A 22,447-nucleotide genomic window follows, 5' to 3' on the forward strand; every position below is an offset into this window, starting at 1 on the left:
GCCAGGTCAGCGCCACCATGAACGGCATGATGACAGTCGCCGGAGAGGCCGGCACCGCCGCCGATCAGGTCCTCAGTGCCGCAAAGGGTGTCGCAGGGCAGGCTCAGTCCCTCAACCGCGAAGTCACAACATTCCTCGAAAAAGTCAGATCAGATAACTGAGCGACGATGACCGGCCCCATCCGCATCTCACCGCCAGAAGTCTGGTCCGATGACGATTTCCCCTTTTCTCAGGCGGTGGTAGAGCCGCTCGGGAGAAGGGTACATCTGACCGGACAAGTGTCATGGAATGCGGATGGTGAGATTGTCGGGCCGGGCGATCCGAAAGTTCAAACCGGTGTGGCGATCGATAATATCGAGATCGTTCTGTCGGCCCTCGGCGGCCAGCTTTCCGATATTGTCTCGACCACACTTTATTACGTTCGGGATGAAGATCTTCCGGCGATCCAGAATGTCCGTATGCGCCGTTTCCCGAAAGCGCACGGACCTGCCACAACCGGCGTCAAGGTCGCAGGCCTGGTGGACCCGGGCCTGCTGGTGGAGCTAGCTGTCATCGCGGTCATTCCGGAGGAGCGATTTCAGGCGCCTGCCTGAGCTTCTTAGCTATTCAGCCTCCGGAATACCGGTCCATTCCCGGGCGAGAATGGCGTAGATGAAATCTTCGGCCCAGGCCCCCTTGAAGAATTCGCTCTCGCGGAAATGGGCTTCCCGCCGCATCCCGAGCTTCTGCATCAGCCGCCAGGATGCCGTATTGCGGACATCGCAATGCGCGCTGATCCGATGCATCCCGAAATGCCGGAAGCCAAGATCGAGCGCCGCCATGGCCGCTTCCCGGGCATAGCCCTTGCCATGATACCGGGGATCGAAGACATAGCCGATCTCGCCCTGCAGATACTCGATACTGAGGATCTGCAGTTTTAGGTTGCCCAGATAGGCGCCGTCCGACTTCCGTTCCACCGCCAGTTTCAGCTCGTCTCCATCCGCGTCGAACAGCGGGGCGGTCATATGACGGGCAAGCGCGGCCGGTGCCTCTTCCCGGGTCATCGGCTCACCGTAGAGAAATTCCACCACGTCGGGGTTGGAGCGTAGCCGGAAAAGATCCTCCAGATCGTCGTCCCGGTAGGCCCGGAGACACAGCCGCTCCGTCAGGACCGGCAGATCAACCGTCCGGTTTTTCAGAACACCCGGCCGCATCATTCCCTCTCAAGCGGCAGGGCATCGACCTTGCCCAGAAGATCCTCCGCGGCGTCGCCGGAGCCCTCGAGCGTGCCGAGCTCGATCTCCTCGATCCGCTCGCCGCGCTTCATCACCTTGCCGGTCGAGATCCGGATATCGCGGATATCCTTCTCGGCCTGATGGAAATGGGTTTCCAGCTTGCCCACCCGGTCATCCAGCCGCCCGACATCGTTCAGCATGATCCGGACTTCGGCCTGAATGACATGTGCCTGCTCGCGCATCCGCGCGTCTTTCAGTACCGCCCGGACCGTGTTCAGTGTCGCCATCAATGTGGTCGGCGAGACGATCCAGACCCGCTCTTTCCAGGATTGCTCGACGACATTGGGCAGGTTGGCGTGCAGTTCGGCATAGATCGCTTCCGACGGCAGGAACATCAGCGCGGATTCCGCCGTCTCCCCCGGCACGATGTAGCGCGACGAGATATCCTTCACATGTTTCAGGATCGCCACGGCCATCTGCTTGCGCGCGGCCTCCCGCTCGGCATCGTTCGTCGCCCGGCTCAGCGCGTGATAGCTCTCCAGCGGAAATTTCGCGTCGATGGCGATGGAGCCCGGCGGGTTCGGCAGGTCGATCAGGCAATCGACCCGGCGGTTGTCGCCGATCTGCACCTGGAAGCGGTAAGCGTTCGGCGGCAGGATCGAGCTGACCAGATCATTGAGCTGGATTTCCCCGAAGGCCCCGCGCGCCTGCTTGTTGGAGAGAATGTCCTGCAGGCCGACCACCTGGGTCGAAAGCTCGGTGATGTTCTTCTGCGCCGTGTCGATAATGGCGAGGCGCTGCTGCAATTCCGAAAGGCTGGTCTGCGCCTTGGTGCTGGATTTCTCCAGGCTCTCGCCGACCCTCTTCGAAACATCGGCCAGCCGCTCGTCCAGCCGCTTGGTCACCTCGCGCTCCTGAACCTGCATCAGCTCGGCGATCCGGGCCTGTGCTGCGGCATGGTTCTCGGAAAGCTGCGTTACCCGTCCCGCGAGTTCGGCCTGCGCCGCCGCCGCGCGTTCCGCCTGCTCGGCCTGACGCCGCGCCGCTTCCTCCAGCGCCGCCGCGAGCAACGGATCGGTGCCCCGGCCCTTCAGCAGAGCGATCGCAGCCAGCGCCACGGCTCCCACGGCCACAGCCACCAGAACAAGCGTCAGTCCATCCATGTCGGCACCTTCATTCCACCCGGTCTTGCACGCCACATCGGCGAATCATCATTCTACCACGTCCACCACCCGAATATGGGGCTTCCGGACGGCCCGCAATGCTTGACCTCCGTGGGCCGATCCCCTACCTCAGTGGCGGCTAGCAACAGATTTGACATACTTCGCATGAGCACGCGTGACATCGTCTGGGCACCCGACCGGGTCCTGAAAACCAATTGCACTCCCGTGACGGAGATCGACGGCGACATCCGCCAGATTCTCGACGACATGCTGGAGACCATGTATGCCGCACCCGGCATCGGGCTGGCGGCGCCGCAGATCGGCCTGACCAAGCGGCTGCTCGTGGTAGATATCTCGCGCGATGACGAGGAAAACCGGCCGCTCAAGGTGATCAACCCGGAGATCGTCTGGTCTTCCGAAGAGCTGAACACCTACGAGGAAGGCTGCCTCTCCCTGCCCGGCCATTATGGCGAAGTCACGCGCCCGGCCCAGGTCACGGTCCAGTTCCTCGACGAGACCGGCGCGGAACAGCGGATGGATGCGGATGGCTTGCTGGCAACCTGCCTGCAGCACGAGATCGACCATCTGAACGGCGTGCTGTTCGTCGATCATATCTCCGCCCTGAAGCGGAACATGATCCTGAAAAAGATGATCAAGGCGAAGAAACAGCGCGAAGAAGACGAGGCGGCGTGAGCCGGCCTCACCTGCCTCAGAACGGATAGAACATGACCGGGTCCGCCCCGCTTCCCGCCGCCGGAACAAAGCTCCGGCTTGCCTTCATGGGCACACCCGACTTCTCCGTGCCCGTTCTGGAAGCCCTCATTGCCGCCGGACACGAGATCGCCGCCGTCTACAGCCAGCCGCCCCGCCCCGCCGGACGCGGCAAGAAAGAGCGGAAATCCCCCGTGCATGAGGCGGCGGAAGGCCACGGCATCCCCGTCTTCACCCCGCTCTCGCTGAAAAATCAGGATGAACACCAGGCCTTCCGGGACCTTAAGCTCGACGCGGCCGTGGTCGTCGCCTATGGCCTGATCCTGCCGAAGGAAATCCTCGACGCGCCGCGCCTCGGCTGCGTCAACGTGCATGCCTCCCTGCTGCCGCGCTGGCGCGGCGCGGCACCGATCCAGCGGGCGATCCTCGCCGGTGACACGGAAACCGGCGTCACCATCATGGCGATGGACGAGGGCCTCGATACCGGTGCCATGCTGCTGGCCGAACGCGTGGAGATCACGGCGAAGACCACCGGCGAGACCCTGCATGACGCACTTTCGGCTCTCGGCGCCAAGCTGATCGTCCCGGCGCTGGCCGGACTGGCGGAAGGCTATCTGGAAGCAACACCGCAGCCGGATGAAGGCGTCACCTACGCCGAGAAGCTGACCCGCGAGACCGGCCATCTCGACTTCACGCAAGATGCCGCCACGCTTGAACGGACCGTCCGTGGCCTCGCGCCATGGCCCGGTGCATGGTTCGAGCTCGACGGTGCCCGCTTCAAGGTTTTCGCCGCCGAAGTTCTGGAACTCGGGACGCTGGGCAACGATCCCGGAACGGTGCTGGACGGGGAGCTGACCGTTTCCTGCGCACGGGACGCCCTGCGCATCACCCGCCTGCAGCGGCCCGGCAAGGCGCCGATGAATACCGCCGACCTGCTGCGCGGCTATGACGGGCTGACGCCCGGCACCAGGTTAGGCTGAGCCATGCCCCGCTTCAGGATCACGATCGAATATGACGGCGGCGGTCTTTCCGGCTGGCAGCGTCAGGCCAACGGGCCGTCGATCCAGCAGGCGCTGGAACAGGCCGTAAAGGCTTTCTCTGGAGAAGATGCCGAGGTTGTCGGCGCGGGGCGCACCGATGCGGGCGTGCATGCGCTCGCGCAGGTCGCCCATTTCGATCTGGAATCGGACCGGTTCAGTGCCGCGACGGTGATGAAGGCGGTGAATTTCCATCTGAAGCCCGCGCCCATCGTCATCCGCCACGCAATGGAAGCGGAGCCGGATTTCCACTCCCGCTTTTCCGCTATCAAGCGATCCTACCTTTACCGCATCCTGAACCGGCCCGCACCGGCGGCCCTCGATCACGGCCGTGTCTGGCATGTGCCGCAGGAGCTGGATGCCGCCGCCATGCATGACGCGGCACAGGCGCTGATCGGCAAGCACGACTTCACCACCTTCCGGGCAAAGCACTGTCAGGCGCAGTCACCGGAGAAGACCCTCGACATGCTGACGGTCAGCCGGGTCGGCGAAGAGATCCACCTGAACGCCCATGCCCGCTCCTTCCTGCATCACCAGATCCGCAACATCACGGGCACCCTGAAGCTGGTCGGCGAGGGCAAATGGACGCGGCGGAGCGTGGAAAAGGCTCTGGCGGCGAAAGACCGGGCCGCAGGCGGGCCGACGGCACCGCCGGACGGGCTCTATCTGGTATCGGTGGGGTATTAAGGTCAGTTACATGCTGACCGCGATGCTTTCCAGCAACAGATAGGCGAGGGTCGAGAACAGCTCGTCCGCCAGCACGAAACCGAAGGCCATCAGTGCCGAGACACCGAGCAACGTGCGGGCCCAGCGAAACATCAGGAACAGCAGGCCAAGCCAGGCAAACAGACGCAGGGTTCCGGCAAGATCCGCGACCGGGCCCTCCCCGGCACCGATCATGGTGAGCACGCAGAACAGATACCCGAACGGCAGGGTTACCCAGTTATAGGGCACCAGAAGGTCCAGAATCCGGTCGAGCACACCGATTTTCTCGGCAATGATGCAGGCGGCCACCGGGAAGACCAGCCAGTAGATCGCGTAGCGCAGGGCGTAGCTGACCCAGTCAAGCACGCCACCGTCGAGCCAGGTCGCCGCACCGTTGATCACGTCGGACAACACGAAAGCCGGAAGAACGAGAACGGCGACGAAGAAAGACCGGTAAAAACCGGTCTCGCTGCGATCGAACAGATCAATGGCACCCGGCCGCCCGAGCGCCAGGCACCAGCACCCATAGACCGCGCGGAAGATTTCGGCAGGGCCCGGCACGGCCATCCGGGTCAGCCCCGCGCCGCGTCGAAGAACTTTTCCAGCGCGCTTTCGTAGATCGCAGTCAGCGCCTCGATATCGGAGACCATCACATGCTCGTCCGTCTTGTGCATGGTCTGGCCGACAATGCCGAACTCGACCACCGGACAGAATTTGCGGATGAAACGGGCATCGGAGGTGCCGCCGGAGGTGCTCAGTTCCGGCTCCTTGCCGGTCACCTCTTTCACAGCCGCCGCAACCGCATCGCTGAGCGGGCCGGGCTCGGTGACGAAGGCGTTCGAGGTGCATTCAATGCGGAGATCGTAACGCCCGCCAACCACATCGAACATCGCACGGAATTTCGCCTCGAGGCTCTCCGCTGTGTGCAGGTCGTTGAAGCGGACATTGAAAGTGGCGTTCGTTTTCGCCGGGATCACATTGGTCGCCGGGTTGCCGGTATCCACCGTGGCGATGGCCACAGTGGTCGGCTGGAAATGCTCCGTGCCCTCGTCCAGCACACCTTCCGTCAGCGGCTCCAGCATCTTCACGAGACGGTGGATCGGGTTGTCCGCCAGATGCGGATAGGCGGTGTGGCCCTGCGTGCCGTGCACCGTCAGATATCCGGTGAAGCTGCCGCGCCGGCCGATTTTCATCATCTGGCCGAGGAATTCCGGATTGGTCGGCTCGCCGACGATGCAGGCATCGATGGTCTCGCCCTCCTCCGCCATCCAGTCCAGCACCTTCACGGTGCCGTTGATAGCCGGTCCCTCCTCGTCCCCCGTGATCAGGAAGGAGATCGAACCGCCGAAATCAGCGCCGTGCTTGCCGACATAACGGGCCGCCGCCGCCGCGAAGCAGGCAACGCCGGATTTCATGTCGGAGCTGCCACGGCCATAAAGACGGCCCTCCCGGATCTCTCCGGAGAAAGGCGGAGCAATCCAGTCGGCCGCATCGCCCGGCGGCACCACATCGGTGTGCCCAGCAAAGCAGATATTCGGCGCCGAGGTGCCGATCCGGGCATAGAGGTTTTCGACATCCGGCGTGCCCTCGGCCGAGAAGGAAAGCCGACGGCAGGTGAAGCCGTGCGCCGTCAGTTCCTTTTCGAGAAGCGCAAGCGCGCCGCCTTCAACAGGCGTCACGCTCTCGCAGCGGACAAGGTCCTGGGTCAGCCGGACCGGATCGATCTGTGTGGTCACATCAATCCCGCAGCAGGTCGTTGATCGAGGTCTTGGAGCGGGTCTGCGCATCGACGCGCTTGACGATCACGGCACAGGACAGGCTCGGGCCCGGCGTGCCATCCGGCAGCGGCTTGCCCGGCAGGGAGCCCGGCACGACGACGGAATAGGACGGAACCCGGCCGACAAAGATCTCGCCGGTATCGCGGTCGATGATCTTGGTGGTCTTGGAAAGGAAGACGCCCATGGAGAGCACCGCGCCCTCCTCGACGATCACACCCTCGACAACCTCGGAACGGGCACCGATGAAGCAATTGTCCTCGATGATCACCGGAGAGGCCTGCAGCGGCTCCAGCACGCCGCCGATACCGACGCCGCCGGACAGATGCACGTTCTTGCCGATCTGCGCGCAGGAGCCGACCGTGGCCCAGGTATCGACCATGGTGCCCTCGTCCACATAGGCGCCCAGATTGACGAAGCTCGGCATCAGCACGACGCCCTTGGCGATGAAGGCGGAACGGCGGACAACGCAGTTCGGCACCGCGCGGAAACCGGCGGAACGAAAATGATTGGCGCCCCAGCCGGAGAACTTGGACGGCACCTTGTCCCACCAGACGGACGGGCCGTGATCGCCATCGACCGGACCGCCCGGGATGATATCCATGTCGTTCAGGCGGAAGGACAGCAACACCGCCTTCTTCGCCCACTCATTCACCTGCCATTTATGATCGCCGAGGGGCTGGGCTGTCCGGATGCTGCCATCATCAAGACCTGCCAGGGACTGCTCGACCGCGTCGCGGATCTCGCCCTTGGTTTCCAGACCGACATTGTCCCGGTCATCCCAGGCCGCATTGATCACTGTTTCGAGTTGGCTCGCGCTCATAGCCCCACACCCCATAACCTGCATGAAATTCGAGGCGCAACATGGGCACAGGGCCGATTTCTGTCAATCTGTACAACGTTGCTTTTTTGGCATTATGGCGCGAAGTAGGCACCGCCATTCTGGTGAATGACCTGACCCGTGATATATCCGGCGTCCGCACTGCAGAGAAACGCCACGGTCGCGGCGATCTCGTCCGCACGGCCCGGACGGCCGGCAGGAACATCCTTCACATAGTCCTCGATACGGGCCGGGTCCCATGCGGCGGTGAATTCCGTCCCGCCGACAAGACCCGGAGCAATGCCGTTCACCGTGACCCCACCGCCCGAAAATTCCCGCGCCAGTCCTACCGTAAGGCCGTTCAACCCGGCCTTGCTCGCGGCGTAGATCGCCGATCCCTGACTTCGGCCGCCGGTATAGGCGGCGATAGAGCCGATATTGACGATGCGTCCGCCGGGTCTCTTCAGGAATGGCGCGACGGCCATGGATATCTGGAAAGCGCCGGTCAGATTGGTCGCCAGAACCTCGTCCCAGTTCGCCCAAAGCTGTTCCCGCTCAAGGTCCGAGGCCCCGTTCCGGGCGATACCCGCATTGTTGATCAGCGCGGTTACTGACGTCCCGCTGCTTTTCAGGTCACCTGCAAGCCGGTCAAGCGATGCCCGATCCGCAACATCCAGAGCATAAGGCATCAATGACGGTCCAACCTTCTCCGCCAGACTTTCCAGCTTTGAAAGAGTGCGGCCGATACAGAGAACCGCGCCCTGCCCGGCCAGCCGCTCGGCGACCGCCGCTCCAATACCGGTTCCGGCACCGGTAACAATCGCAAGTTCTTTCGGGAAATCGATTTTCATGATCGCGTTCTCCTGTGAATCGAGGCGCGCTCTTTTTGACGTTCGAAAATCAATTCATCCAATATATGATTTAGATATGTTTGATATATTTCTTAGACTGAACATCAGCCTCCGCCAGCTTCACCAGTTCGCCATCGTCGCAGACGAGCTGCATTTCGGGCGCGCGGCCAAGCGGTTGAACATGACCCAGCCGCCGCTGAGCATGGCCATTCAAAACCTTGAAACCTCGCTTGGCATCAAGTTGTTCGACCGTAAGAATCGGCCGGTTTCCCTGACCGATGCGGGCACCGCCTTCCTCGCCGAGGTCGAACAGATCAGGGAAAAACTGGACCTTGCGATAACCCGCGCCCGAAAGATCGCGGCGGGCGAAGAAGGGGAGGTCCGGCTGGGAGTGCTTCCATCCTGCAGCATTCTGTCGGAAGTCCTGCGTGCCCTCAGGAGAGAGCGGCCCGGTCTGGCCATCGATCTGCGCGAAGCAACGACCGCCGAGCAGCTTGCCCTGATCCGGGAGCAGCACATCGATGCGGGATTGATACGGCCGCCAGTCGCCTGTCCCGAGGATCTGGAGCATCTGGTCGTCGCAAAACAGCCCCTCGTCGCCGTCTTGCCGGACGATCACCGTCTGAGCACATTGCCCGCTGTCCCGATAGACGCGTTCCGCGAAGAGCCGTTCATCGGGACCCCCACGGACAATGCAAACGGTCTTCATGGCCGGATCAGCGCATTGACCATGGCCAGGGGGTTCGAGCCGAACATCATTCAGGTGGTCCGTGAGATTCCGACGGTCATGGCGCTGGTCGCCGGTGGCCTCGGTGTCTCCATCGTGCCAAAAAGCAGGCTTGAAACCGGCTATTCGGGCGTCACCATCCGGCCCATAGAAATGCCTCGGGGAACACCAGCGCCGGAAATTGCCCTCTGGCTCGCCTGGTCACGCCACAATAACCGCGAGGCCCTGCATGGTTTTCTGGAAGCGGTGAGGCGGACATTGACCTAGCGCCATTCCTCGTTAAGCTGTCGCGCCATGAACATGATCCGGGAAATTGTCGTGGTCGGAAGGCGCATGGGCAAGGTGGCATAGCCGCCGGGCGAAAGCACCCATGCGCGGTAGGCAGGCCCCTCACGGGGCCTTTTTCATGACCAAAGCCCTCTCCCTCCGAACGTGCCAGAGATACCCGCCATGCCAAACCCTCACAACGGACCGCGCCTGTCCACGCTGATCCTGCTTTCGGCTCTCTGCATCCTTCCCATCAACATATTCCTCCCGTCGCTGACCAATATGGCGGCCGAATTCGGTGTGGAATACAGTGTGATCGGCCTCTCGCTGGCGGCCTATGCGGCCGCGTCCGCCATCCTGCAGATCGTTCTCGGGCCCCTGTCCGACAGGTTCGGACGCCGGCCGGTCATCCTTTCCGGCCTCGCACTCTTCATGGCCGCCACGGCGGGATGCATTTTCGCGCCGGATATCTGGACCTTCCTGGGATGCCGGTTACTCCAGGCCGTGATCGCACCGACCTATGCCGTGGCCCTCGCCGTTATCCGGGATACGACCGGCAAGGAGGAGGCGGCGAGCCGGATCGGATATCTCGCGATGTCCTGGGCCGTGGCGCCCATGCTCGGCCCAAGCCTGGGCGGATTGCTCGACGAGGCATTCGGATGGCGGGCAAGCTTCTGGTTCCTTGAGGCCTTCGGGCTTGCCGTCTTTGCCCTCTGCTGGGTGGATCTTCGGGAAACGAACCACTCCCGCTCGGGCTCCATCGGCGCACAATTCCGCGCCTACCCGGCGCTCATCGCTTCCGGGCGGTTCTGGTCCTATGCGCTGTGCATGGCCTTCTCGGTCGGCGCCTTTTTCGCCTTCCTCGCCGGGGCACCGCTCGCCGCCGGTTCAGCCTTCGGTCTCTCGCCCGTGATGCTCGGCCTCGGCATGGGGTCGATCACCGCAGGCTTCATGTTCGGAAGCTTTCTCTCCGGGCGTTTCGCCGGGAGGGTTCCGCTAACGACCATGATGCTCGCCGGGCGAACGCTCGCCTGCATGGGTATTCTTCTTGGACTGCTGCTCTATGCCGTACAGGTCGATCACGTCATGGCGCTGTTCGGCCCCTGCATGCTGGTCGGCGTGTCAAACGGCCTGACCATTCCGAGCGCGAATGCCGGCGCGATCTCGGTGCATCCGAAGCTCACCGGCAGCGCGGCCGGCCTCGCGAGCGCCATCACCGTGGCGGGCGGCGCCACCATGGCATCGATCGCCAGCGCAGTGCTCACGGCAGAGAACGCCCGCTACGCGCTTCTTCTCGTGATGCTCGGGTCGGCGCTGGTCGCTCTTGCGGCGGCATTGGTGGCGCGCCGCCTTGAGCATATCCGGCCGGAAAGCACCGGAGCGTAGTTCTCAGGCCGATTGCGGTACGGAGAGCCCGTTCAGCCAGGCCGTCAGATCTTCGGCGACATGATGGACATAGGGTTCTTCCGCCCCTTCCTTCGCCCAGTCGAGCGTGCCGGAAAGCCAGACCGTTGCCATGCCAAGCGCGGCGGCGGGCTCCAGATTACGGGCCATATCCTCGACCATCACGCACCGCGCGGGATCGAGCCCGTAGCGGGAAACCAGCGCATTGTAGGGGTCCGGGTTCGGTTTCGGCACGTACCCGGCCGCGACGATATCGAACACATCCTCGAAATGATGGTCGACGCCGATCCGCCCCATGATCCGCCGCGCATGGGGAACCGAGCCGTTGGTGTAGATGATTTTCCGCCCCGGCAACCGGCTGATGGCCGCCTCAAGCGCGTGGTCCGGCGCGATATCCGCGACATCAATGTCATGAACGAAATGGAGATATTCCTCTCCATCAATGCCATGCTCCACCATCAGGCCGTTCAGAGTCGTCCCGTAACGCCGGAACATGTCCTTCTGCAAGGCGCGGGCTGGCTCGTGTTCAAGTGAGAAACGGGTCTGGACATACTCCGTTATCCGGGTGGAAACCCGGGCAAATATGTTGCTTCCGGCGGGATAGAGAGTGTTGTCGAGATCAAAGATCCAGGTATCAACCGTCTTCGCGTCCAGCATTAGCTTGTCTTTTAGCTGATTGTTTTCTTTCATCGCCCTAAAGTGGCCGCTCAGGCCGACGCGGGCAAGCGTGACAATCGTTACAGCCTGGTATGGGGATCGGCGAGGGAAACGCGACGTGACACAACAAGAGAACAGTACCGGCGCGATGGAAAATCAGGACCCGGGCGCGTTTGCGGGAGCTGATCTGGGTCAAATCCTGCACTTGCTGGAAGATGGCGCACCGCTCTTTCAGTATCCGGGGCCGGTTCTGCTGCTGGATCGGGAAAAGAAGATCATCGCGGCAAATCCCGCGGCCATGTCCCTGGTGCACGGGATCATGTCCGGCAGTGCCCTTTCGGTAATCGCCCTGGTCAGCGCCACCCTCTCCAGCGGCGGCCGGCCGCAGAACATGAAAATCCTGGACGAGGAAGCGGGACGCACGACCGATATCACCGCCCTGCCGGTCGATGATGGCGCGCATGTGCTGCTGCTGGGCCGGGATATCTCGCTCGACCAGAACCTGCGCAACGCCCTCGTCGAATCCCGCCAGCGCTACAAGGACCTGGTTGAAATCTCCAGCGACTTCGCCTGGGAAACCGATGCCCGCGGCACGTTCGTCTTCGTCTCCACCGCGGGCGCGCTAGGCTATGAGCCGGACGAGCTGGTTGGGCATGCCGCCGACGATTTCGTCAGCAAGATCGATGGCATTCAGACAGTGACGCCCTTTAATGCGCGGGAGCCTTCCACCGGCATCGAATTCCGCTTCCGCCGGGCGGATGGCAGCATCGCCGAACTGGAAGCCTCCGCCGCTCCCCTGCATAGCGAAGACGGAAGCTGGCTCGGCGCCCGTGGCGTCTGCCGGGACGTGTCCGAGGCTCGGCGGCGCGACGCGGCGCTGGCGAAGGCCCGCAATCGCGAGCGGCTGATGGCCTATATCGTGCGAACCATCCGCGACGAGCTGGATCCGAAAGCCATGCTGGCCTCCGCCGCCCGCGCGATTGCCCGCTCCCTCGCCTCGGACGGCTGCGTGATCTGCCGCAGGAATGACGCGGGCGGCCTAATGCTGGCGGCCGAACTCGGCGACGCCCCCGAGGCGTTTCTCGCCGATCTGCTCACCTCCGGGGCCGAAACCCTGGCCCCGGCCACGCTGACCGATGCGGAAGGCGTGAATATCCTCGCCTACCCGACCGGCTATCACCAGAAAGCGAACGGCGCGGTGATCCTCTGGCGGGACACTATCGGCGGCGCCTGGAACGAGGATGACAGCGACCTGATGAAAGAGGTCTCGAACCAGATCGGCATCGCCATCGAGCAGGTCGCCTCCCATGAGAATCTGGAACTGCTGTCGACAACGGACCCGCTGACCAAACTGCTGAACCGGCGCACTTTCCAGCAGCGCCTTGACGACCGTCTGGCGAAAGCCGGAGAAGGCGGTGCGCTGATCTATGTCGATCTGGATAACTTCAAGCTGGTGAACGACAATCTCGGCCATCAGATGGGCGACAAGGTGCTGCTCGACGTTGCCGCGATGCTGCATGACGCAGCCGGGAAACAGGATATGCCGGCCCGGCTCGGCGGCGACGAATTCGTGATCTGGTTCGACGGCGCCGGCCGGGAGGCCGCCCGCACCAAGGCCGAGGAACTCCTCAAGGCCGCCACGACCCTGGCAAGATATGCCGTGGACGAGACCCGCAAGGTCGGCATGTCGATCGGTATCGCCTGTATCGGCGGGCAGCCCTATGCACCCTCCGAGAATGCCGAAAGCCTGGTCGCCCGCGCCGACGAAGCGATGTATGAGATCAAGCATGGCGGCAAGAACGCCTACGCTTTTGCAAAAGACCCGGAAGACAGCGGAGACCGCAGTGATGGCCACTGAACCGAAGCGGCGGATGAGCGACACCGAAAAAGCCGTTTACGAGAAAGCGAAGAGCGTCGCCGCGAGCCAGGATCTGGCGGAGCGCCGGCGTCTTGCGGAAGACCATCTGACGCCGCCCGAGATCCTGTTCTTCCTGGCCGAAGACGACAATAGCGAGATCCGCCAAGCGGTCGCCGCCAACACGGCAACACCGCGCCATGCCGACCAGTTTCTGGCAAAGGACGAGAGCGACGATGTCCGCTCCATCGTTGCCCGCAAGGTCGCGGCGATTGCCCCGAACCTGAGCTCGGAGCGGCGGGACAGTATCCGCAAGCTGACCGTCGAGGTTCTGGAGACACTGGCACAGGATCAGGTCGAGCGTGTCCGGTCTGTACTGGCGGACGCGATAAAGGATTTGCCGGATGTCCCGCCGGAGCTGATCACCCGCGTCATCGCAGTGCTGGCCCGGGACACCGCCCTTTCGGTCTCCGGACCGATCCTGGAACATTCTCCGCTGCTGTCGGACGAGTTGCTTGTCGAGATCATCCGGAACGAGCCCGTGGCCGGTGCTCTGTCCGCCATCTCACGCCGCCAGGCCGTGTCGGAGCGGGTGTCGGATGCGGTCATTTCGGCAAAGGACGATGCCGCCATCGCCGATCTTCTTGGCAACAAGTCCGCACAGATCCGGGAAGAAACACTGGATGAGTTGATCGAGGGCGCGCCGGACAAGCCCGTGCTGCACAGGCCGCTGGTGACACGGCCGAAACTGCTCGGCCGCCATGCTTTGAGTCTGGCCAGGTTCGTCGGCTACGCACTGGTCGCCGAACTCAGCAAACGCGCGGATCTCGGCGCGGAAACCTCGGCTCACCTGGCCGCCGAGATTGAGAAACGGCTGGCGGAAAACCCCGCCCTGGCAGAAGGCGACGGTATCGTCACCGGGCGCGAGCGGGCCCGGCAGATGTATGAAAACGGAACCTTGTCCGAAGAGGCGGTGCGCGATGCGGTCAGCGAAGGGAAACGCCCCTTCGTGCTGGCCGCGTTCGAGCTGATCACCGGCCTTTCGGAAGATGCCGTGCACAGCCTTGCCTCGTCGATCAATCCGAAGGCCGTGATCGCGCTGGTGTGGAAAGCCGGATACAGCATGGATTTCGCCGTGCAGCTTCAGCTTCGTCTCGCCAACATCCCGCCGGAAAAGGCTCTCAAGCCAACCGATGAGGGCGGCTTCCCTCTCAGCGATGACCAGCTTTCCTGGCAGATCGAGCTGGTGAGCGAAGAAACCGAAGAGACGGAAGAAGACACCTAACCGGGGGCGTCTATCAGGACGCCACCTCGGGCCGCGCCGGCTCGTTCTCTTCTTTCTGCCAGTCGTTACCGGCGGAAATCACGCAGGTCTGTCCGCCCGGTGTGGAAATGGCGATCGTCCAGCTTCCGGTCTTGGAGCTGAAGATCTGCACAAAGTTTCCCGCTCCGTCGAATCCGGAAGCGGAAACCGCCTCGCCGTATTTCTTTCCGAGCTGGTTAACCAGGTCTCCGTGCTGTGTGCAAAGCCGCGGGTCAATTGCACTGGCCGGTGCCACGAAAGAAACAATTCCGGCAACAATGGCGGCGGCGCCGATGCTGCGCTTCGCATAATTCTTCAGACTTACACTCACGGCATTATCCTTTCCGAGAAATACGCCGATCCCAGTGCCCGGCCCGACATCCGTCTTGCCGCGGCACTTTTCGGAGAAGCCCCGGAGGCTTCCAATTGCTATGATTGTACAGAAGGATCGTTGACAAATCGCAAACGGGAATCCCGCCGATTTACACTATTCGTTAAGAATAATATCGAAAATAAATCTGCTATTTTAATGGCTTGGAATAATTTTGCCGGATCATGCGGAAGCCGGGTTCTTACGACTTCCGCCGATCGGGATCAGCCGCGGATGATGGTCCCGACGCCATGCGGCGTGAAGAGTTCAACCAGACAGGCATGCGGCACACGGCCATCGAAAATAACCGCCGCGCGGGCACCGTTCTCGACCGCGTCGATGCAGGTTTCGATTTTCGGGATCATGCCGCCCGAAATGGTCCCGTCCTCGATCAGGTTGCGGGCTTCGACGACACTGAGTTCCGGGATCAGGTTGCCGTTCTTGTCCAGAACGCCGGCCACATCAGTCAGCAGCAGGAAACGGGCAGCGTCCGATGCAGAGGCAATGGCACCGGCGGAGGTGTCCGCGTTGATATTGTAGGTCTCGCCATCCTCGCCAAAGCCGATAGGAGCGATCACCGGGATCAATCCGCCTTCGGCAAATGTTTTCAGGATGCTGACATCCACGCTCTCCGGCTCACCGACGAAGCCGAGATCGAGCACCTTCTCGATATTGCTGTCCGGATCGATCTTGGTGCGTTGCAGCTTGCGCGCGGTGATCAGGTTACCGTCCTTGCCGGAAATGCCTATGGCCCGGCCACCGGCCGCATTGATAGCCGCGACGATACTTTTGTTGATGGAGCCGGACAGGACCATTTCGACGATCTCGACCGTGGCGCTGTCAGTGACCCTCAGGCCATCGATGAATTCGCTCTTGATGGCCAGCCGTTCCAGCATCTTGCCGATCTGCGGGCCACCGCCATGCACCACAATCGGGTTCATGCCGACCTGCTTCATCAGCACCATGTCGGCAGCGAAGGACTGGAACAGCTCGTCGTCGCCCATTGCGTGGCCGCCGAACTTCACGGCAACCGTCTTGCCGCTGTATCGGCGCATGAACGGCAAGGCCTCGGTCAGAATACCGGCCTTGGAAAGCCATTCCTGCCGCAACTCATTCAAAGACGATTCGCTCATGTTCTTCCCCCCAACGCTATCCGTTCCCGGCGCCGGCCCCAACGCTGATCAGTCCGCCAGCGCGGCGAGCCCCGCTCTCAGCTCCGCTATACCCGTTCCCTTGTCCGCACTGCTGCAGACGATGACCGGATGCGCCGCGACATGCTTGAGCAGTTCCGCCTGCGTCTCCGCCACGATCGCATCCAGCTCAGGTTTCTTAGGTTTGTCGACCTTGGTCAGAACGACCTGATAGGACACTGCCGCCTGATCCAGCATATCCATCATCTCGCGGTCCGTGTCCTTGAGGCCGTGGCGGGAATCCACCAGCAGCAGCACGCGCTGCAGCACCGTGCGGCCTTTCAGGAACTGACGCAGGGTGCGGTTCCAGGCCTCGACCGTGGTCTTGGAGACCTTGGCATAGCCGTAGCCCGGCAGATCCACGATCATCAACCGGTTGCCCAGATTGAAGAAGTTGAGCTGCTGGGTCCGGCCCGGCGTGTTTGACGTGCGTGCCAGCGTCTTTCGGCCGGTCAGCGCGTTCACCAGGCTCGACTTGCCGACATTGGAACGGCCGGCAAAGGCGATTTCCGGCATGGTCGCTTCCGGCAACTGGTCAAGCCGCGCCGCGCCCCAGACAAAACCGCATTCCTGGGCAAACAGGTGCCGTCCTGATTCCAGTTCTTCCGGGGTCAGCTCGTCGGTCATATCGCTCCTACTTGACGCCCATGCGCCACATGATGAGCCGCTGCTGGGCAATCGAAAGCAGGTTGTTCCAGGCCCAGTAGATCACCAGACCGGCCGGGAAATTCGCCAGCAGGAAGGTAAAGAAGATCGGCAGGAACATGAACACCTTGGCCTGGATCGGGTCGGCCGGCTGCGGGTTCAGCCTCTGCTGCAGGAACATGGTCAGGCCCATGAGGATCGGCCAGACACCGATCATCGGGATGAATGCCGGCGGAGTCCACGGGATCAGACCGAACAGGTTGAACAACGTGGTCGGATCCGGCGCCGAGAGATCATGGATCCAGCCAAAGAATGGCGAATGGCGCATTTCGATGGAAACGAACAGCACCTTGTAGAGCGAGAAGAAGACCGGAATCTGGATGATGATCGGCAGACAACCGGAGGCCGGATTGACCTTCTCCTTCTTGTAGAGCGCCATCATCTCCTGATTCAGGCGCTGCTTGTCATCCGCATATTGCTCGCGCAGGGTCTGCATCTTCGGCGTCAGCTCGCGCATCTTCGCCATCGATTTGTACGACTTGTTCGCCAGCGGGAAGAACACCGCCTTGACCGCGACGGTGAAGATCAGGATGGCGATGCCGAAATTCCCGACCACTCCATGCAGCCAGGACAGCGCGTAGAAGAACGGCTTGGTCAGGAAGTAGAACCAGCCGAAATCCACGGCCAGATCGAAATTCGCGACGTTATATTCCTCTTCGTACTTGTCGAGGAGCTTGACCTCTTTCGCCCCGGTGAAGAGATGCACCTTGGACTCGGCCACGCCACCGGCAGCGATCGCCCGGGCAGAGCCCAGATAATCCGTCTGATAACGGTCATCCTGCTGCCGGATCGTATGCATGAAGCGATATTTGATGGCTTCGTCCTGGGCCGGCACCAGTGCGGCCAGCCAGTATTTGTCGGTAATCCCGATCCAGCCGCCGGTCGCCGAAACCTCGACATCCCCGTCTTCCTGGAGATCGTCGTAATCAACTTCCTTCAGGGTCTCGTCAAAGACGCCGAGCGGACCTTCATGCAGGATATAGAATCCCGCTGTCTTCGGCGTGCCGCCACGGGAAATCAGGCCGTACGGGAAAAGCGTCACCGGCTCACCGCCGGTGTTCCGCACTTTCTGCGTCACGGAGAACATGAACTGGTTGTCGATGGCGTAGGTGCGCTCGAAAGTAAGGCCCGCGCCATTGTCCCAGGTCAGGGTAACCGGCTGGTTCGGGCTGAGCGTCTCGCTGTCAGCGGTCCACACCGTCTTTGCGTTCGGCACCGGGATGCCTTCGACTTCGGGAACCCAGCCAAACTCGGCATAATAGGATTTAGGCGCGCCAACCGGCTTCAGCAGGTGAATGTTGTCGCTGTCCTTGTCGAGGCTTTCCCGATAGTGGGTCAGGATCGCATCGTCGATGCGGGCGCCCACGGTCGAGATCGTACCGCGCATGCCTGGCGCATCGATCCTGATCCGTTTCGGATCCGCCGCGATCTCCCGCCGTGCCTTGGCAGCATCCTCGGCCGACATCTTGGTGCTGCCCGGCAGGACAGACCCTCCGACCGGAGCGCCGGACGGAACGTTCGACGCCGAGGGCGTGGAAGACTCGCTTGCTCCGGACGCCTGGAGTTCGGCCTGTCGAGCCTGCTCCTGCTCGACCCTCGGAACTTCATAGAAAAACTGAAACCCGACCAGGATCGCCACTGATAGCACGACGGCGAAAATCAGGTTTTTTTGCTCGTTCATTGTTCGGCCCGACAATTGTGATGCATTTGGGAAGCGGCCCCATCCCGCTCGGGGACGGGATCATAGCCACAGCCGCCCCAGGGATGACAGCGCAGAATCCGTTTAAGTGTAAGCCAGCCACCGCGAATGGCGCCGTAACGCTCAATAGCGTCGAGACCATAGCGCGAACAGCTCGGCTCAAAACGGCAGTTAGTCCCGAGAAACGCAGAAAACGTGTAGCGATAGAATAGAATCAGCCCGCGGAAAAGCCAGGCCAGCGGAGACGCGGCGGAAGAAATCACGTCCGCACCTCCTGCTTGAGGGCATTCACCTTGCCAAGCGCACGCTTGAGATCGGCAAGCAAACCATCATAGGAACGGGTCAGAGTATTCGCGCGGGCGATCAGGACAAATTCATGTCCCGGTATGGCCATTGCGTTCAATACATCATGAACCACGGCTCTGAGCCTTCGTCTTGCCCGGTTGCGCTGGACCGACCCGCCAACCTTGCGGCTGGCGGTATAGCCGACCTTGATCTCGGTCTCATAACCGGGTTCAAGCGGACGGGCCTGCAGGACTATCCCCTGCGTAACGGCTTTACGGCCGGTCCGGGCAATCGTGAGGAACTGGCTGCGCTTTTGCAGGCGCTCCAACGTTCCTGAGGACGGATTGCGCATGGCAAAAGAGCTTTCTGAAATGCACGCGACCCGGCCAGTCTGGCCGGGCAGCAGCATTTTAGGCGGACAGACGCTTGCGGCCTTTGGAGCGCCGGTTACGAATGACATGACGGCCGCCAACGGTCGCCATGCGGGACCGGAAGCCATGACGGCGCTTGCGTACGAGGACGCTGGGCTGATAGGTGCGTTTCACGGGAAGTCTCCGTCGACGTAAAATATAGCAATCTCGCGAGTGCCGGGCTGTATATAGTTTTGCCTTGCCCGAGTCAACGCAGGTGCGCACGGTATGCCGCAGAAATGCAATAATCGCCCGCCCCAGCCCGGCTTTTCCTCACGCCAAGGTGACTGGTTGTGCCTCGACCGGCAGGCGACATAGGTGTCTTGGATATACCGTCACGGTTCGGGCGCTGACCGCCCGGGCCGTGGCTCCGGGACCAAATGCCGAGGAGCGCGCCGAAAGCGATGAAGACAAACATTCCCGCCGCCAGAAATACCGAACAGGAAATATCGGCGGATATCTGCGTCATCGGCGGTGGCTCGGGCGGACTGTCCGTCGCCGCCGGTGCGGTACAGATGGGAGCCTCCGTCGTGCTGTTCGAGCGCGGCCTGATGGGCGGCGACTGCCTGAACTACGGATGCGTCCCCTCCAAGGCCATGCTCGCGGCAGGCCATGCCGCCGCCACGGCGCGCACGGCCGGACGCTTCGGGATCTCCCTGCCGGAGCCCGAGGTCGATTTTAGCAAGGTCCACGACCATGTCCGGGACGTGATTGCCGGTATCGAGCCGCATGATTCCGTCGAACGGTTCGAGGAACTTGGCGTCCGGGTGATCCAGGCGCAAGCCAGCTTCACGGATGCCCGCACGGTCAGCGGGGGCGGCTTCCGGGTTCAGGCCCGGCGTTTCGTGATCGCCACCGGCTCCAGCGCCATGATCCCGCCCATCCCCGGTCTCGACAACACTCCCTATCTGACCAACGAGAGCATTTTCGATCTGATCGAGCGGCCGGATCACCTGCTGATCGTCGGCGGCGGTCCGATCGGCTGCGAGCTGGCCGAAGCGCACCGCAATCTCGGCGCGGATGTTACGCTGATCGAAGCCGCCCGCCTGCTCGGTAATGAAGACGAGGAAGCGGCTGAAGTCCTGCGCGCGCATCTGACCGACATCGGCGTCACCCTTCTCGAAGGCGCCATGGTGAAAGAGACCGCCGGCTCCGGAGGAGCTGTCCGGCTGTCCGTCGAGCAGGACGGCACAGAGCTGCAGATCGAAGGCAGCCACCTTCTGATCGCCGCCGGCCGCAGCCCTAATATCAACGGGCTCGGCCTGGAGGCCGCCGGGATCAAGCATGGCAGGGCCGGGATAGAGGTTGATGCCGGGCTCAAGACCAGCAACCGGAAAGTCTATGCCATCGGCGATGTCGCAGGTGGCCTGCAATTCACCCATGTCGCCGGGTATCACGCCAGCATCGTGATCCGCAGCGCCCTCTTCCGCCTGCCGGCGAAGGCCGGTCACGGCGCCGTGCCGCGCGTCACCTACACAGACCCCGAGTTCGCTCAGGTCGGCCTGCTGGAACGGGAAGCCCGCGCGCAGCACGGCGAGAAACTGCGGGTGCTGAAATGGCCCTATCAGGAGAATGACCGGGCCAGGGCAGAACGCGTCACGAATGGCTTCATCAAGGTCATGGTGCTGAAGAACGGCAAAGTGCTGGGGGCGACAATCGTCGGCAAGGGGGCCGGAGACCTGATCCAGACCTGGGCCATGGTGATCGCCCAGAAGATCAAGATCGGCGCCGTTGCCTCCTCGATCGTCGCCTACCCGACGCTCGGGGAAATCGGCAAGCGTGCCGCCGGATCCTTCTTCACGGAGACACTCTTCAGCCCGCGCATGCGCAAAATCGTCCGCTTCCTCGCCGCCTTCGGGTAAACTTGCCCCGCGGGTTACGTCGACGGACATTTGTATATGCTGGGCTTTGCCAACAGTCTCTCTTTCCGGCTCCTGTTGCTCACGGTGTTTTTCATCATGGTGGCGGAAGTGCTGATCTACACGCCGTCGATTTCGCGGTACCGGTTGAGCTATCTGCAGGAGAAGCTGGCCGAGGGGCATCTCGCGGCCCTGTCCGTCAAGGCGGCGCCCGACGGCATGGTGACCGAAATGCTGGCCCGCCAGCTTCTAGATCATGTCGGCGCCTACAGCATCATCGCCAATGACGATTCCAATTTCATGCCGATGCTTCGCCGGACCGACGTTCCGGAGCCGCATATTGCCGTCGACCTCAGAAGCACCGGCGTTCTCACCCTGATCCTCGATGCATTCGAAACCCTGGTGCAAACCCGCAACCGGGTCATCCGGCTGCATGGCCAGTCACCTCGGGACCCGGACATCTTCGTCACCATGGTCATCGACGAGCGGCCCATGCATATGGAAATGCTGGATTTTTCCTGGCGCATCCTGACGCTCTCGGTGGTGATCTCGCTCTTTACCGCAGCCCTTGTCTTTCTTTCCCTGCGCTGGCTGATGGTGCTTCCCATGCAACGCATCACCAGCAGCATGATCGCCTTCCGGCAACGCCCGGAAGACCCGACATCCGATCTGCCCGCCTCTGACAGACGGGACGAAATCGGCATCGCGGTCCGCGAGCTCGCGGGCATGAAGCAGGGCGTCCGCCGGGCACTGCGGCAGAATATGCGGCTTGCGACGCTCGGCACGGCGGTGAACAAGATCAACCACGATCTGCGCAACATGCTGGCAACGGCAACCCTGGTTTCCGACCGCTTCGCCGAAAGCTCCGATCCCTTCGTCCGCAAAGCGGTGCCGCCCTTTCTCAGAACCATCGACCGGGCCGTCAAACTCTGCTCGGACACCCTGAATTTCACGCAAGAATCTGTCCCGCTCATGACCGAGAGGATGACCCTGCAGGCCCTGCTGGACGACATCGTTCCGGAACTGAGCAATTCGGCGGCGGAAGGCCATCTGGCCATAGAGCTCGACGCGCCCCCCCGAGTGCTCGTATCGGTCGATCCCGACCAGATTTACCGAATTTTCGCCAATCTCGCCTCGAACGCATCCCGGGCCGGGGCAAGCCGCTTCCATATCGGGTTTGACTATGATGACGGAACGCTGGCGCTTCTGTTCCAGGATGACGGCCCCGGCATCCCGGACCCCATCCGGGAGAAACTGTTTTTGCCCTTCCAGCTCTCCGGCAATGGCGGGGGGTCCGGGCTCGGGCTCGCCATTGCCCGCGATATCGCGCGAGCGCATGGCGGAGCGCTTTTCCTGGCCAACACCGGAGCGGCGGGCAGCAGTTTCAGACTTGAATTGCCGTGTCCGGCCACCGGATGATCAAGTGCCGACCGCCTGCAC

The 22,447-nt window shown here is 62.3% G+C and carries 24 protein-coding genes; 10 read left to right on the forward strand and 14 right to left on the reverse strand.

Annotated features, from left to right (window positions below):
- The first annotated feature begins 167 nt into the window (after positions 1–167).
- Positions 168–593 (forward strand): RidA family protein, encoded by a 426-nt coding sequence (locus tag AAC126_RS11140; protein WP_339853330.1) that lies wholly within the window; start codon positions 168–170, stop codon positions 591–593.
- Positions 594–602: 9 nt separating this feature from the next.
- On the opposite strand, the gene AAC126_RS11145 is transcribed toward AAC126_RS11140, so the two are convergent.
- A complete protein-coding gene (locus tag AAC126_RS11145; protein ID WP_339853332.1) occupies positions 603–1,196 on the reverse strand; it encodes a GNAT family protein in 594 nt (197 codons plus the stop codon).
- A complete protein-coding gene (rmuC, locus tag AAC126_RS11150; RefSeq protein ID WP_339853334.1) occupies positions 1,193–2,377 on the reverse strand; it encodes a DNA recombination protein RmuC in 1,185 nt (394 codons plus the stop codon). The genes AAC126_RS11145 and rmuC overlap by 4 nt, the downstream gene beginning before the upstream one ends.
- Before the next feature lie 165 nt (positions 2,378–2,542).
- Between rmuC and def the strand changes: the two genes are divergently transcribed.
- Genes def through truA form a run of 3 tightly spaced genes read left to right on the forward strand, consistent with a single transcriptional unit; the run spans position 2,543 to position 4,812 of the window.
- Positions 2,543–3,070 carry a peptide deformylase gene (gene def / locus AAC126_RS11155; protein ID WP_339853336.1) on the forward strand — a complete coding sequence of 176 codons (528 nt, stop codon included), beginning with the start codon at positions 2,543–2,545 and terminating at the stop codon, positions 3,068–3,070.
- Positions 3,071–3,102: 32 nt separating this feature from the next.
- A complete protein-coding gene (gene fmt / locus AAC126_RS11160; protein WP_339853338.1) occupies positions 3,103–4,068 on the forward strand; it encodes a methionyl-tRNA formyltransferase in 966 nt (321 codons plus the stop codon).
- Positions 4,069–4,071: 3 nt separating this feature from the next.
- Complete coding sequence (gene truA, locus AAC126_RS11165; protein WP_339853339.1) at positions 4,072–4,812, forward strand: tRNA pseudouridine(38-40) synthase TruA; 741 nt, start codon at positions 4,072–4,074, stop codon at positions 4,810–4,812.
- 6 nt (positions 4,813–4,818) lie between these two features.
- Here truA and AAC126_RS11170 read toward each other — a convergent pair whose 3' ends face one another.
- From AAC126_RS11170 to AAC126_RS11185, 4 genes are all read right to left on the reverse strand, one after another.
- Positions 4,819–5,397, reverse strand: a complete 579-nt coding sequence (locus AAC126_RS11170) for a hypothetical protein (RefSeq protein WP_339853341.1) — start codon at positions 5,395–5,397, stop codon at positions 4,819–4,821.
- A 5-nt stretch (positions 5,398–5,402) separates the two neighbouring features.
- Positions 5,403–6,566 carry a succinyl-diaminopimelate desuccinylase gene (dapE, locus tag AAC126_RS11175; protein ID WP_339853343.1) on the reverse strand — a complete coding sequence of 388 codons (1,164 nt, stop codon included), beginning with the start codon at positions 6,564–6,566 and terminating at the stop codon, positions 5,403–5,405.
- Position 6,567: 1 nt separating this feature from the next.
- On the reverse strand, positions 6,568–7,428 hold the full coding sequence (gene dapD / locus AAC126_RS11180) for a 2,3,4,5-tetrahydropyridine-2,6-dicarboxylate N-succinyltransferase (protein ID WP_339853344.1): 861 nt from the start codon (positions 7,426–7,428) through the stop codon (positions 6,568–6,570).
- 92 nt (positions 7,429–7,520) lie between these two features.
- Positions 7,521–8,276 (reverse strand): SDR family oxidoreductase, encoded by a 756-nt coding sequence (locus AAC126_RS11185; RefSeq protein ID WP_339853346.1) that lies wholly within the window; start codon positions 8,274–8,276, stop codon positions 7,521–7,523.
- A 76-nt stretch (positions 8,277–8,352) separates the two neighbouring features.
- Between AAC126_RS11185 and AAC126_RS11190 the strand changes: the two genes are divergently transcribed.
- A complete protein-coding gene (locus tag AAC126_RS11190; protein ID WP_339853348.1) occupies positions 8,353–9,270 on the forward strand; it encodes a LysR substrate-binding domain-containing protein in 918 nt (305 codons plus the stop codon).
- 183 nt (positions 9,271–9,453) lie between these two features.
- Positions 9,454–10,656, forward strand: coding sequence for a multidrug effflux MFS transporter (locus AAC126_RS11195; protein ID WP_339853350.1), 1,203 nt, complete (start codon positions 9,454–9,456; stop codon positions 10,654–10,656).
- 3 nt (positions 10,657–10,659) lie between these two features.
- On the opposite strand, the gene AAC126_RS11200 is transcribed toward AAC126_RS11195, so the two are convergent.
- Positions 10,660–11,331, reverse strand: a complete 672-nt coding sequence (locus AAC126_RS11200; protein WP_339853352.1) for a pyrimidine 5'-nucleotidase — start codon at positions 11,329–11,331, stop codon at positions 10,660–10,662.
- Positions 11,332–11,449: 118 nt separating this feature from the next.
- Here AAC126_RS11200 and AAC126_RS11205 point away from each other — a divergent pair, with 118 nt between their 5' ends.
- Positions 11,450–13,189: a diguanylate cyclase gene (locus AAC126_RS11205; RefSeq protein ID WP_339853354.1), complete on the forward strand. Its 1,740-nt coding sequence runs from the start codon at positions 11,450–11,452 to the stop codon at positions 13,187–13,189.
- On the forward strand, positions 13,179–14,471 hold the full coding sequence (locus tag AAC126_RS11210) for a DUF2336 domain-containing protein (protein ID WP_339853356.1): 1,293 nt from the start codon (positions 13,179–13,181) through the stop codon (positions 14,469–14,471). Before AAC126_RS11205 ends, AAC126_RS11210 begins: the two co-directional genes overlap by 11 nt.
- A 13-nt stretch (positions 14,472–14,484) precedes the next feature.
- On the opposite strand, the gene AAC126_RS11215 is transcribed toward AAC126_RS11210, so the two are convergent.
- From AAC126_RS11215 to rpmH, 7 genes are all read right to left on the reverse strand, one after another.
- Entirely contained in the window at positions 14,485–14,820 is a 336-nt protein-coding gene (locus AAC126_RS11215) for a hypothetical protein (protein ID WP_339853358.1), read from the reverse strand.
- A gap of 263 nt (positions 14,821–15,083) precedes the next feature.
- A complete protein-coding gene (argB, locus tag AAC126_RS11220; RefSeq protein WP_339853359.1) occupies positions 15,084–15,992 on the reverse strand; it encodes an acetylglutamate kinase in 909 nt (302 codons plus the stop codon).
- A gap of 48 nt (positions 15,993–16,040) precedes the next feature.
- The gene (gene yihA / locus AAC126_RS11225) at positions 16,041–16,676 is read right to left on the reverse strand and encodes a ribosome biogenesis GTP-binding protein YihA/YsxC (RefSeq protein ID WP_339853360.1); all 636 of its coding nucleotides are present in this window, start codon (positions 16,674–16,676) and stop codon (positions 16,041–16,043) included.
- A 7-nt stretch (positions 16,677–16,683) separates the two neighbouring features.
- The gene (yidC, locus tag AAC126_RS11230; protein WP_339853362.1) at positions 16,684–18,435 is read right to left on the reverse strand and encodes a membrane protein insertase YidC; all 1,752 of its coding nucleotides are present in this window, start codon (positions 18,433–18,435) and stop codon (positions 16,684–16,686) included.
- Positions 18,432–18,716 (reverse strand): membrane protein insertion efficiency factor YidD, encoded by a 285-nt coding sequence (gene yidD / locus AAC126_RS11235; RefSeq protein ID WP_339853364.1) that lies wholly within the window; start codon positions 18,714–18,716, stop codon positions 18,432–18,434. The genes yidC and yidD overlap by 4 nt, the downstream gene beginning before the upstream one ends.
- Positions 18,713–19,090: a ribonuclease P protein component gene (gene rnpA / locus AAC126_RS11240; protein ID WP_339853365.1), complete on the reverse strand. Its 378-nt coding sequence runs from the start codon at positions 19,088–19,090 to the stop codon at positions 18,713–18,715. The genes yidD and rnpA overlap by 4 nt, the downstream gene beginning before the upstream one ends.
- A gap of 58 nt (positions 19,091–19,148) precedes the next feature.
- Positions 19,149–19,283 (reverse strand): 50S ribosomal protein L34, encoded by a 135-nt coding sequence (rpmH, locus tag AAC126_RS11245; protein ID WP_028467499.1) that lies wholly within the window; start codon positions 19,281–19,283, stop codon positions 19,149–19,151.
- Positions 19,284–19,552: 269 nt separating this feature from the next.
- On the opposite strand from rpmH, the gene AAC126_RS11250 reads away from it, so the two are divergent.
- Positions 19,553–21,010 (forward strand): FAD-dependent oxidoreductase, encoded by a 1,458-nt coding sequence (locus AAC126_RS11250; RefSeq protein WP_339853368.1) that lies wholly within the window; start codon positions 19,553–19,555, stop codon positions 21,008–21,010.
- Between the two features lie 36 nt (positions 21,011–21,046).
- Positions 21,047–22,426: a HAMP domain-containing sensor histidine kinase gene (locus AAC126_RS11255; protein ID WP_339853371.1), complete on the forward strand. Its 1,380-nt coding sequence runs from the start codon at positions 21,047–21,049 to the stop codon at positions 22,424–22,426.
- Positions 22,427–22,447: the final 21 nt, after the last annotated feature.

This window comes from uncultured Nisaea sp. (assembly GCF_963974195.1).
Classification (GTDB): domain Bacteria; phylum Pseudomonadota; class Alphaproteobacteria; order Thalassobaculales; family Thalassobaculaceae; genus Nisaea.